At 40.9% G+C, this 12,571-nt stretch carries 9 protein-coding genes; 5 read left to right on the top strand and 4 right to left on the bottom strand.

Features of this window, described 5'->3' with window-relative positions:
- The first annotated feature begins 112 nt into the window (after window positions 1–112).
- From NSE_RS00680 to NSE_RS00700, 5 genes are all read left to right on the top strand, one after another.
- The gene (locus NSE_RS00680) at window positions 113–1,384 is read left to right on the top strand and encodes a M16 family metallopeptidase (protein ID WP_011451576.1); all 1,272 of its coding nucleotides are present in this window, start codon (window positions 113–115) and stop codon (window positions 1,382–1,384) included.
- A 45-nt stretch (window positions 1,385–1,429) separates the two neighbouring features.
- The gene (hslV, locus tag NSE_RS00685) at window positions 1,430–1,996 is read left to right on the top strand and encodes an ATP-dependent protease subunit HslV (protein WP_011451577.1); all 567 of its coding nucleotides are present in this window, start codon (window positions 1,430–1,432) and stop codon (window positions 1,994–1,996) included.
- A 20-nt stretch (window positions 1,997–2,016) separates the two neighbouring features.
- On the top strand, window positions 2,017–3,435 hold the full coding sequence (hslU, locus tag NSE_RS00690) for an ATP-dependent protease ATPase subunit HslU (protein WP_011451578.1): 1,419 nt from the start codon (window positions 2,017–2,019) through the stop codon (window positions 3,433–3,435).
- Between the two features lie 2 nt (window positions 3,436–3,437).
- The gene (locus NSE_RS00695) at window positions 3,438–4,136 is read left to right on the top strand and encodes an IspD/TarI family cytidylyltransferase (protein WP_011451579.1); all 699 of its coding nucleotides are present in this window, start codon (window positions 3,438–3,440) and stop codon (window positions 4,134–4,136) included.
- A gap of 126 nt (window positions 4,137–4,262) precedes the next feature.
- Window positions 4,263–5,309 carry a quinone-dependent dihydroorotate dehydrogenase gene (locus tag NSE_RS00700; protein ID WP_011451580.1) on the top strand — a complete coding sequence of 349 codons (1,047 nt, stop codon included), beginning with the start codon at window positions 4,263–4,265 and terminating at the stop codon, window positions 5,307–5,309.
- A gap of 217 nt (window positions 5,310–5,526) precedes the next feature.
- Here the strand turns inward: NSE_RS00700 and NSE_RS00705 are convergent, their stop codons facing one another.
- From NSE_RS00705 to purH, 4 genes are all read right to left on the bottom strand, one after another.
- Entirely contained in the window at window positions 5,527–6,834 is a 1,308-nt protein-coding gene (locus NSE_RS00705) for a 3-phosphoshikimate 1-carboxyvinyltransferase (RefSeq protein WP_011451581.1), read from the bottom strand.
- 261 nt (window positions 6,835–7,095) lie between these two features.
- Window positions 7,096–9,927: a DUF3971 domain-containing protein gene (locus NSE_RS00710; RefSeq protein WP_011451582.1), complete on the bottom strand. Its 2,832-nt coding sequence runs from the start codon at window positions 9,925–9,927 to the stop codon at window positions 7,096–7,098.
- A 138-nt stretch (window positions 9,928–10,065) separates the two neighbouring features.
- On the bottom strand, window positions 10,066–10,326 hold the full coding sequence (locus NSE_RS00715) for a monovalent cation/H+ antiporter complex subunit F (RefSeq protein ID WP_157858706.1): 261 nt from the start codon (window positions 10,324–10,326) through the stop codon (window positions 10,066–10,068).
- Between the two features lie 620 nt (window positions 10,327–10,946).
- Complete coding sequence (gene purH / locus NSE_RS00725) at window positions 10,947–12,419, bottom strand: bifunctional phosphoribosylaminoimidazolecarboxamide formyltransferase/IMP cyclohydrolase (RefSeq protein WP_011451586.1); 1,473 nt, start codon at window positions 12,417–12,419, stop codon at window positions 10,947–10,949.
- Between the last annotated feature and the right edge of the window lie 152 nt (window positions 12,420–12,571).

The following is a 12,571-nucleotide window of genomic DNA, read 5'->3' on the forward strand; positions in this document are numbered from 1 at the left end:
ATTGAATTCGAATGTGGTGTGCCTTTTCTCCGGCTAAGAATGCATTTGTTCTCGAGTTGATTTCCCCGACTTCAAGTGCTAGAATCGGCCCCTGAAGCTTTCCACCAGAGAAGTGCAAAACCTAGTTCAGAGACGTCTTGGAAATAATCTACCAGTTTTTGTGGATAGTATATCAGGGCATTATTCCGTTTCAATAAAGGTTTGGGTCAGAGCTGGTAGTGAATGTGAAACTCAAGAAAATGGTGGATTGGCACACTTTCTTGAACATATGATTTTCAAGGGCACAAGCACACGAAATGCAGCACAAATAGCTGAAGATTTTGATCGACTTGGAGGTTATTTCAATGCCTGTACTAGTAGGGGTTATACGGTTTACTATGTAAGGCTGTTGGAAGAGCACCTAGATAAGGGGATGGAGATTCTTTCCGACGTGATCAACAACTCGATCTTTCCAGAGGAAGAGCTTGAGCGTGAAAAATTGGTTGTCCTAGAGGAGATTTCTCAAACTGAGGATGCACCCGACGATATTATCTTCGACCGTTTTTTTGAGAGCATATATCCGAATCAAGCTTACGGACGGCCTATTCTTGGTTCTAGGGAGAATGTTAAACGCTTTACAAGAAATGACATCGCTTCTTTCATATCTCAGCACTACTACTCTGAGAATATGATGCTCATTGCGTCCGGCAAAGTGGATGCTGAGAGATTTATCTCACTGGCGGAGAAGTATTTTGGAGGTATAAAATCAATCAGCAGACGCGCCGCAAATAGGTTACCGGCAAAGTATGTTCCTGTTGAATATAGAGAAGAGCGCAAGTTAGAGCAGACCCATATCATTCTAGGATTGCCATGTGTTTCTTACTCAGATGGTATCTCTCAGGTATATTCTGCTAAGGTTCTTGCTATACTCTTTGGCGGTGGTATGTCTTCTAGATTGTTTCAAGAGGTGCGAGAAAAACGTGGTCTAGCTTACTCTATAAGCGCTTTTCATGCACCGAGTGAGACCTCAGCAATTATGGGTGTTTACTCTTCTACGGATCCAAAGAGACTAAAAGAGCTGGTTGCAGTGGTCCTTGGTGAATTGGCTAAGCTTCGGAATACTCTTACGATCGAGGAGGTTGAAAGCGCAAAACAGCAAATTAAGTCGTCGATTTTGATGAGTCTGGAAAGTAATGAGTCTCGTGCGTCTCATATAGGTAGGTCGATTCATTACTTTGGCAGGTACATAGATGGAGCCGAGCTGATCGAAGTTATTGATGCTGTTGAAGTTGATGATGTTGCCTCAATTACAGAGTTTATGTTGCGGGGTAAGCGCTTGAGCCTTGCGTTGATTGGTGCAAAAGATGTATTGGATGAGCGCGGAGTGTTAGCAGAAGCGCTGTAGCATTCATTCGTGTAACCAATTTAGTTTAGCTTTTGGAGATATAAAATGGGTACTGGGTTTCATGGGACTACTATTCTTTCGATCAGAAAGGATGACAAGGTCGTCATGATAGGTGATGGACAAGTGACTATGGGAAATGCAGTCGTTGTAAAATCGACTGCACAGAAAGTGAAGCGTCTTTCAAATGGGAAGATAATATCGGGTTTTGCTGGATCAACTGCGGATGCATTCACATTATTTGAACGCCTAGAGTCAAAATTGGAAGCTCATCCGGGGCAACTTCTGCGTGCGTGTGTGGAACTTGCGAAAGATTGGCGTACGGATAAATTTCTTCGTCGGTTAGAGGCGATGATGATTGTAGCTGATGCTAGGGGTACGCTCATTCTGAATGGTGCTGGTGATGTGATAGAGCCTGAGGATAGTGTTGCTGCTATTGGATCTGGGGGCAACTATGCTCTAGCTGCTGCTAAAGCGCTTATAGTTCACGCCAGTGATCTTGATGCTTTTCAGATTGCTGAAGCGGCTATGAAAATAGCTGCTAAGATCTGCGTTTTTACAAATGAAAATTTTACGGTTGAAGTCATCGATTGTGCTTCAAAAGAGTGTAGTTGAAGTTAGTGAGAGTTTAAAACATGGGTACAGAGAAAGTCTTTAAGTATTCAGCTGCGGTTGGGCAGGATGCCGAACATATCTTGGAGGATGCTTATTCTGCTGCTCCAAAGGCGCTTGTAAGTTATCTAGACAGATTTGTTGTTGGGCAGAAGTTGGCCAAGAAAAAAATTGCGATTGCAATAAGAAACCGCTGGAGGAGAAATAATATCCCGAAGCCGCTTCATGATGAAATCATTCCGAAAAATATACTTATGATAGGACCAACTGGTGTTGGAAAAACGGAAATTGCTAGACGCGTGGCAAAACTCTCAGGGGCACCGTTTATTAAGGTCGAGGCAACAAAGTTTACCGAGGTCGGCTATGTCGGTCGGGATGTCGAATCGATAATTCGGGATCTTGTTGATAGTGCCGTTGCCCAGGTCAAAGATCAAAAGAGGAAGCAGTTTTCAAAAGAAGCTGAAGAATCTGCCAAGGAGAAAATTCTTGATGCGCTGGTTGGTAAAAAAAATACTGAGGACGACGATCTGGCTGATGGTGAGGATGAAAAACATGATGCAAGAGCTGTTTTTGAGAAAAAGCTCGATGAAGGGAAATTAGATGATGCAGAAATTGAAATAAATGTTCGTGAGCTTCCTCAGAATGTTTTTCCTACGATGGATGTCCCAGGTATGCCAGGTACTCAGATCGGTATGATGAACATCGGGGACATGATGAGTAAGGTCTTTGGTGCCAATAAGAAGTTCAAAAGAAAGAGAGTTAAAGTCAAAGATGCTAGGAAAATCCTTGCGGATGCAGAAGTCGAGGATCTTTTCGATGAAGACGCAATAATCAAAGAAGCATTAGATCTGGTGACGAACAGGGGTATGGTTTTTATCGATGAGATAGATAAAATCTGTGCTCGAACAGAGGTTAGAGGGGAAGTGAATAGAGAGGGTGTTCAGAGGGATTTGTTACCTCTTTTAGAGGGAACCACGGTAGTGACAAAATATGGTGTTGTAAAAACGGATCACATACTTTTTGTTGGTTCTGGAGCGTTTCACTTTGCTAAACCGTCAGACTTGCTACCAGAATTACAGGGACGTTTGCCAATAAGGGTAGAACTTGACTCGCTTGATGTAGAAGATATGATCCGTATTCTTACTGAAACTGAGTCCAGCCTATTGAAGCAGTACTGTGCATTATTGGAGACAGAAGGTGTTTCTCTTGAATTCACAAAAGATGGTGTGCGTGCAATTGCTGAAGCTGCAATAACGGTCAATAATGAAGTTGAAAATATTGGTGCGAGGCGTCTCCATACAATAATGGAAACACTACTTGAGGAAATTAACTTCGAGGCCAACGATAATGTGGGGAAGACTTTTTCAATTGACCGTGAATATGTAGATAAACATCTGCAGACTATCATCAAGAAGCTGGATTTGTCGAAGTTTATTCTGTAAGAATGGGTAAAATTGCCGGTCTAGTTGTTGCTGGAGGTGGTGGTTCGAGGATAACGAATTCGGTTCTCCCAAAGCAGTACTTGCAGGTCCGCGGCAAGGCAATTTTGCAGTACACAGTTGAAGCCCTTTTTGCCCATCCGAAAATTGAGTGTGTACACCTTGTTGTCAATTCAAAGTGTGAGGTGCACTATTTGCCAATTTTGCGCAACTTGAGTGGGTATGTAGTTTCATTGTCAGAAGCTGGTAATACTCGAACGGATTCAGTTTTTTCTGGGCTAAAGGCGTTAGAGTGCTTAAATCCTAGTCACGTATTGATACAGGATGCAGCTAGGCCTTTTACGACCCCTAAGGTGATCAATGCAGTAATTAAGAGCTTATTGGAGGGTTGTGAGGGTGTTGTTCCAGTTGTGCCGGTACAGGACACAATCATAAAAAGAGAACCTGAAGGTATAGTAACCGATGTCAATAGAGATGAGTTAAGAATAGTGCAGACGCCACAAGGGTTTGATTTTTGCAAGATTTTTGCAGCATATAAGGCGCACTTCATGTGTCCTTCTAAGAGGTATACAGATGACGGAAGTCTAGCGCTTGCACACGGTATAAAGGTGGAATGTATCCCAGGTGACAGCAGTAATCTTAAGATTACCCATCCTTTTGATTTGAAGTTTGCTGATTTTCTCTTAGCACAGAGTCACCGATAAAATAGGTTGCTTGTATTTCTCATACTGCTTGTACTTTTCGCTTCTTGCGTTTTATTTATCTATTCCATCTTGAAAATTTTCAGAAAGTGACGGAAAATTCGCAGGTCTCTCGCTTTTCTGAGTAAAATGCATGAGAAGCTTTTAGTGGCACTTCTGCAGCGTTTGAACCCGTCGTTTGCGCATGATGTGACTCGCGTGGTACTCAAGCATTTTCCGGGATTTGTAAGCCAAAATTCTTTTGAGGACCCGATTCTGGAAAGTAGGGTGTGTGGTTTGCATTTTAAAAACCCAATTGGTATTGCAGCTGGATTTGATAAGAATGCTGAATGTGTTACTGCGCTCAGGAGAGTAGGATTTGGCTTCATTGAGCTTGGAACCGTCACACTTAAACCGCAAAAGGGGAACCCCAGTCCTCGATTGTTTAGATTGCCGCAGGACGGTGCCATCATTAATCGACTTGGATTTAATAATAAAGGGATAGCCTATTTCCTCAAATCGCTTAAGAAAGCTATGACACACATGGATTTGCCACCTTTAGGAGTTAATATCGGAAAAAATGCTGTTTCAAGTAATGCCGTTTCTGATTATGCACGCTTGGCTGCCTATGTCTCCTCGGTTGCCGACTATATCACGCTAAATATCTCTTCTCCGAATACTGTTAGTCTCAGGGATATGCAAAAAGTGGAGATCCTTGAGGAACTTCTTATTGCTGTAAAGGCAGCAGTTGGAAGTAATGTACGGATTTTTATCAAGGTGGCTCCTGATCTTGCTGAGGGAGCAGAGGTCGGTATTATTTCGCTTGCTTTGAAGCACAAAGTAGCCGGGATCATAGTAAGTAATACTACTATTGGATGTAGGGAAAGCCTTCATAGTAAGCATAAAGTCGAATACGGTGGTTTAAGTGGTACACCACTGTTTAAACTTTCTACAGGTTTGTTGAGAAAAATGTATAGGTGCACAAACGGGGAATTGGTTTTCATAGGTTGTGGTGGCATTTCAGATGCAGAAACGGCTTATGCGAAAATTAGAAATGGTGCTGCTTTAATTCAAGCTTATACGAGTTTCACCTATCATGGTTTTGGCCTTCTGAACCAGATCAAAAAAGATTTGGTTCAGAGACTTAAGGCTGATGGTTTTTCTTCTGTAAGTGAGGCTGTAGGTGTGGATGCGTAATTTTAGATTCCGGTTTTAATCCTCACATATAAATTTTGCAACGGGTAGGGAGTTTTTATGTGTAAAACTTAGTATGTACTTCCAATACAGCTATTGTTTTCTATACATGTTCCCGCTCTAACCGCTGTGCTATCGGGGTTACGCGGCTTGGATTGGCGGGTAAGGTGCTTTTTATGTGAGTATCCAGTGGGTTTATCTAGGTTTATATGCAGACACCTTACGAGGTTTTTTTGTTTGCATCGGTGGGCTTTCCAAAATTGTAATATAATTGAAGCCACTCTGGGTGATATCTAGATACTGTAATTGTTCCTTGGGTAATGAAACCTGCAAGAGTAAGTAAGTTGCCAAGCTGGTGATCATAGGATGCACTTACGAGGTTATTCCCCTTCAGTTGTGTGCCTCCTACATCTATTCTGTCATTCTTGAGTTTAATGTTTGCACCCAGCTTCTGCATTATTCCTACGAAGTCCATGAACCTCTCGTTCTGTGTGATTCTCAGGCCCTTCGGGTTCTCTATGGAACTTTTCTCGCTTGCTGTACATAGGAGAAAAAGTAAGGTCCTGAGATTCTCTGCATGGACATCATTCTCGTTTATTGTTATACCGTTGAGGGTAGCACTCTTAACGTGAAGCTCACCTATTTTTGCATTAAAAGTTGTTGTACTAACCTTAAACTCGATATTTGCGCCCATTTTCTTGAGGAGTTTATATATTTCAAGACGTTCCTCATCTAGGTAGACATTTCTGATTACAATTGCAGAATCAGCGAGCAAAGTTGCTGCCATGGCTAAGAACAAAGCCATGGACGAATCACCGGGAATTGTAATATTACGTGAGACAAATTCTTTGCCTCCGTGCACAATGACTGTTGTATTTTCTCTGGCTTTTGTTATTTTTATGTCGGCCCCCAAGTGCTCTAGGATTCCTGTAAGATAATCTCTGCTACCGGAATAGGGTTCTGTTACTGTGGTAGTGCCGAGCATATTCAATCCGGCCATTAACAATGCACCTTTACTCTGTGAACAGGAGTGTCGTAATATATGTTCATGCGGAATACAGTGGTGGCAGCCTTTTATAACTGTTGGTAGAGTCTGTGAAACTATCTCTACGCCTATATCAGCAAAGTGTGGTGCGCACTTGATTTTCAACTTGCCAATTTGATACTGTGACCCGGTAATGATTGTCTGGAAAGAGTAGGTTGCAACTGAACCAAGCAATAGATGGAGTCCCATGTGTGAACTGCCAATGTTTAAGATGTTTGCAGGAGTATGGAAGCCTCTCAAACCAATGCCGTATACTTCTATTGCTGATGAGTTCTTTATTTTTTTTATTCTTACGCCAAGTTGTTCTAAGCAGTGAATTGTTTGTATGACGCAGTCGTAAGCGAAAAAGGGTGACACAGTAGACCTACCCATTGCGTGTGCAAGCGCGAAAATGCTACTTTGCAGCATTGATACATCGGGTGGGACACTGTAGATTCCGTTCATTGGGGGAATTTTTTCTATTTTGTAGACTTTGCTATTCATAATTTTTTCCTGGAGCATTGAACTTCTTTGTTGGAGCAGGACTTATAGCAAACCTAGGTGATACAAATTCCACGCGGGGTAAATATATTTAGCACCGAGGAACAAGTATAGAATTATTACATACGCCTGAAAAGTAATACTCTAGTCAGGTGATAAGGATAGTACGTATCTGGTGTCCGGGTTTGTTATTTGTTGCAGTTTGTTTAATACGTGTGTACTGATGAATAATAGGGCCAAAATGAAGGAAATTTTCCTTTAGAATCAATTAAAAACTTTAAAAAACTTATGCAGAATAGTTGGAGTAAATGTCGTGAGTGTATTGACTGAAACTGTGGACTTATTCATTTTTCTCGTCAATGTATACTCCGCAGCAATTATGCCACGGTTCTTTCCGGCTGTTACTAACGTTCCTATTATCGGTACCTTCGAGATCAATTTGTTGAGCTTATACAGTGGTACAACGCTTCCGTGAATGATTGCTTCATCTTGTTTTAGGCTAAGAATCCCCATTATGCTTAGTCCTACTGGTGCTGCTTCTAGCCATGACTCTGAGATATAGAAAATACCGTCTGCATATTTAAACTGTGAAAAGAATCTTTCAAAGAAAATGCCTTCTCCATTGAGGATGTTTGTTATTCCGTATAGAGAAGATAAGGAAAGAATGCGTGCTAGTATAGGAGCGTCCTGCATGTAAAAGTTTTCCACTACCAGAATCCCATTGTTACTCCGCGTATCCTTTGTGCCGAGATAAAATGAAGCCCTTCCCCCCATTATTCCACTCTTAATACCAAGACTCTTGAGCAATGTTCCTATGTTCGTGCTATCCACAATCACACCACCATATTTACTGAAGCTTGCTCCTAGGATTGTGCCATCATTGAAGATTCCAGAGAGATTACCGTCTCCATTTTTGAGGTCGAGCTTTAAGTCTGAGAGCGAAAGTGCATTTTTTAGTTTGAGTGTGCCTATATTTACTTCTAAATTAGTTTTTGTTTTGCCTGGCCCGCCGAAATTTAACACTCTGCTGAATGTTTTGGCATTTGATACGTCTAGTGTTTCGGAATTGATGATTAAGTTCGATGTATCCCCTTCTAGTGAATAATTGAATTTAAATTCAAGGCTAGAATCATTTATGTTTACCACTTGACTGTTTATGATAGTCTCTTTTGTGTCGATGCTTCCACTGAGACGCAATTCTAAAAATTTTCCTGTAAGATCAAGTTTCTTGAAATTATATTGCTCTCCAACGGAGTCGATCCTAAAGTTGAAAGTGGCATCGGGATCCTTTTCCCATCCAAAAAGTTGAAAGACTTCTTCGTGCACATCTTGCATACTAAGTCTTCCTTCTAAATCCAGATTTCCGTCTTGGAGAAGTTGCACTGCTACTCTTCCACGAATCTTTCCGCTAAATGGTAGGAAACTTGGTAAAAAGCCAGAATTTTTGATTGTTTCTACGGAGCTTGTGCCTTCGAAGATGAAATCTGTTACTTGGGTATGAAAATCTCTGTCGAGCTTTACGCTGATCTCCCCATCTGCAGAAAGTAGACTTGCATCAATTTTGACCGTGTCATCATTCATCTCAAGTTGCCCTGTACCTGAAATAATTGAAAAGTCTCGATAAAATTTATCTGCCTGGAGATTATCGGCTTCGACATGAAGTTTGGTGCTAATCTGTTCTTCATAGGTATGCGGTATATGCAACACTACATCTGCGTTACTATTTCCGTTAAGTCCTTTTAGGTTAGTCACCTTTTCTATCTCGTCTATGCTATTTGGGCTTGCTTTTTCTCCTAGCAGGATAAGTTCACTGAGTTTTCCTGTAAGGGTGCCTGACAATTTTGTCTTTGCTGTATCAATAATTGCTTCGCACTTTTGACACGACAGACCTTCTACTACTCCAGAATCAGCTTTGATATATAAACTGCCACCTATTAGATTAAGCGTACCTGCGAATCTTTCCAAATTAATAAGACGTTTTGTTTCGTTGGTGTCATAGGAAACATCTATTTCTACCGCGGTATTGACAAAACTAGCATCCCGAATCTCAAAGTTCTTGGTTTTGCTCTCCAATTTTATAGTTGCCTCTTTTATAGAGCCGTGCTTTATGCTGTTCTTGAACCACTCTCTTGCTGCACTCTGGCTGCTCCAATACTTTAGTACATCTTTTGATGAGAGATTGCTAACCGTTCCCTGAAGAGAAATGCCATCACTGAAAAGGATAGTACCGTTAAACTGTGTTCCGTCGATGTTGATTGCCACGTCGTCAAGTTCTATTATACTTGACTTGCCCGTTACTACGAATCTTCCGTGGTCAAAATTAAAGCTTGTTCCATTTCTTTTTATCGAGCCACGGAGGTCATTTACTGCTCCGCTGATCTTCTTTTCGTTTAGATTGAGTAGCGCGTGTCCACTAAAAGTGAAATTGTCATCTGAGATCTGCAGATTGGCCAGCTCCCTTATCAAAGGCGAGAAAACGCTATTATTAGGATTGAGGTTTTTTACTCTCATTGCGACGGTGTCGTACTTGGACTGAACTATTTCTAGCTCTATTTCTGCATTTTCTTCGTGTATACCAACTTGCAGAATTTTTTTGTGATTCATTTTTTTTATTCGCATGAATCCCTCATTTATTTTGTGGCCGTTAAATCTCAGTCCTTTCACAAAGAGATCTGTGTTTAGGAGTCCGATTAGGGAAAAAACGCTGTCAATTTGGGCGCTCTCGGGTATGCTAACGTTTTTTTTCTGTGCTCCAATTTGCACGTACAGATCTGCATCATGTACAGTTGCACTTATCGGGTAAAGCTTGGTAAATGGGAAGCTCCAGCTGAATAAGAGGCTAACCTCTCTTATTAGAGCGACTTTCTCGGAATTAAATGTAGCTACAATTCCGCTTAAAACAAGTTTTTTCGAGTCATTAGATTTTTCCAGTTCAAAATCTGTAAAAGAAATACTAAGTCCAGGATTGAATCGATGAAAACGGCCGTTTATGTAGTACTCAACAAATTTCTTTGATAGATTTCTGTTGTATTTGTACAGCAGAAATGGTGAAAGAATAGCAATAAGGAATAGTAATACGAATATTTTAAATTTCATTTGAAACAACTATCCCTTGGTTATGGTAGTTGTAAACACCCAGCAGAACTATAGCTATAACAGTTTCTAGCCCGCTAAGAAAGACATGAAACACAAGATGAGGTGAGGGCTTCTCTGCTAGTGCGTTAGAAATATCCATCAACGATGTCTTGAGTTGTTATAGAATATGAAGTTTACGATCCCCACCAGACCTATAAAACCCATAAAGGTATAAATGTAAGCAATATCAAGGAAATTGCTATCTGGTACAAGGGTTGAATACAAGCATGAAAGGACTATCACATGAGTGCTTAGAGAATTTGCTGCTAAAATTTTGTCATGTTTTGCTTCGAAAAAGACTATACAAAAAGTCAAAAGGAGCATGCTAGAAAGCAAGACAGCCAAAACAATCAGAAGCATTAGAAGGAACCAGAATGCCAAGTAAAGTTGGAGGACAGAGGTGAGCCCACTCGCTTGCAAGAGCAGCACTGCCAAACTCCGAACCACTTAGATTAAACTATGTGGCTACACAACGCTCTTAATCATAATATGTTGGAGTCTAGATGTCGATTCCTGTGATCAAGAGTAGGTGCTTACTACACAATGTTTGCAGGAAACAAGTTCCAGGGGTCCTAGCTATGTTCCATGCTGGCTTTTATATCAATTTGATATAGGCATTGATGGTGTGCTGGAAGGCATAAAGGCTGCAGAAGTAACACATGCCCAGTTTTTACAAAATTATGTATACAAACATATAGCAAAGAGGTTCACGAGAATGTTGTGCTATTGTGGTTCTGGGTGAGTAAATATCCTCATCAACTCTGTGAGCGAATATAGCCAGTAGCACATCACTCTCTTTTGGTATGCGATTTCCCAATATACGGGCACCGGGCGGTTCTAGTGTGTACTTATCGCGATCCTGCAGACCGCTCCAAAGGCAATTTTGTTTTAAAAGGGGAATTCTTTAAAACAACAAAAGTCAAGTTCAAGGAAAATATCTAAAAATTTTCTAGGTCCCGTACCATCCAAGAAGGTTGCGATCAGTGTCTGAAATGCCTCATTCGCGTAAATATCATCGCAATGTTATGATGATCGGCTGCTTCTATTACTTCTTTATCTCTGATTGAGCCACCTGGTTGGATAATTGACTTTACACCACTCTTTGCTGCTAACTCTATACTATCCGCAAATGGAAAGAACGCATCCGACGCCATCGCAAGAGGCTGCCCGACTTTGCTTTTTCCCAGTGCTATTTCTACACTCTTAACGCGGCTCATTTGACCGGCACCTATTCCTACAGTTGTGTAATCGTGGGCAGTCACTATTGCGTTTGACTTGACATATTTGCAGATCTTCCAGGCAAAAATAAGTTGATTAACTTCTTCATTTGTTGGTTGTCTTTTTGTGACAATATCAAAGTCCTGAAATAATTTTGTATTTCCAGATTGTACTAAGAGTCCCCCGAGCAAACTGAGCATGTGTTTTTCTGGTGCAGTATAACCCTTGCATGTAAGGATGCGTAAATTTGGTTTGTTTGAAAAGAGAAATATAGCGTCCTGTGTGATTCCATAAGCAACGATGACTTCAAAGAAGGTATTCAAAAGCTTTTCTGCCACGTTCCTAGTAACAATTTGATTCAATGCAACTACACCACCAAAAGCACTTAACGAATCTGCAGCGAGTGCCTTCTCGTATGCCTGTTCCAGACTGGATTTGTGTGAGGCTACACCGCAGGGATTACTGTGTTTAATAATTGCACAAGTAGGTTCAGTGAAGTTTGTCACAATCGACAATGCGCTGTCTAGGTCGAGCAGGTTGTTATAACTTAGTTCTTTACCCTGAAGTTTTGTGAGTGGAAACTCTCCATTAGAGTAGAAAGATGCGTTCTGATGGGGATTTTCACCGTATCTGAAATCATTTTTCTTCATGACAGATAGATTTAGCACCTCTGGCAAAGAAGTAGAGGAAGCGAACCATTCTGCTATCTTACAGTCATATCTTGCGACCCGTGCAAATGCTTTTCTTGCCATTTTAGTTCTGAAAGATAAAGTTGGGTTTACGTCGAATGTACCGTAATCGCTTGGGTCAGAGAGGACACAAACATTTTTAAAATTCTTAGCTGCAGACCTTAATAGTGAAACACCACCAATATCTATGTTTTCTATAATTTCACTTTCTGGGGCACCACTATTTACGCACTTTTCAAATGGGTAAAGATTTACAACTACCAGATCTATTTGTTTTATTGTCAGTGTTTGCATTTCAGCTTCGTGTAAAGCCGGATCTGCCAGCAAGCCTGCGTGTATTAGGGGATGCAGCGTTTTCACCCTACCACCTAGTATTTCTGGTTGGTGCGTATAATCAGATAAATTGATTGCTCTGATTTGATTCTCTAGGAGATATTTATGTGTCTTTCCAGTTGCAATGATTTCAACATTTGCAGCTTGTAATTTGTGTGCCAGAGGCAAGAGATCCGTCTTATCGTAAACGGATATAAGCGCTCTTTTTATCATCTTAGTTTTTCAAGTCAAAAATACACATGGTACTGAGCCGAAACCTTAAGTACAAATCGAAAATAAGTACTAGGTTGTTTTTAGCACAAGTAATAGGCAAAGCGCAGAACAGCACCCTATAGATCATAGCCGAATGTTAGCACTTTTACTGT

Source organism: Neorickettsia sennetsu str. Miyayama (genome assembly GCF_000013165.1).
Lineage (GTDB): Bacteria > Pseudomonadota > Alphaproteobacteria > Rickettsiales > Anaplasmataceae > Neorickettsia > Neorickettsia sennetsu.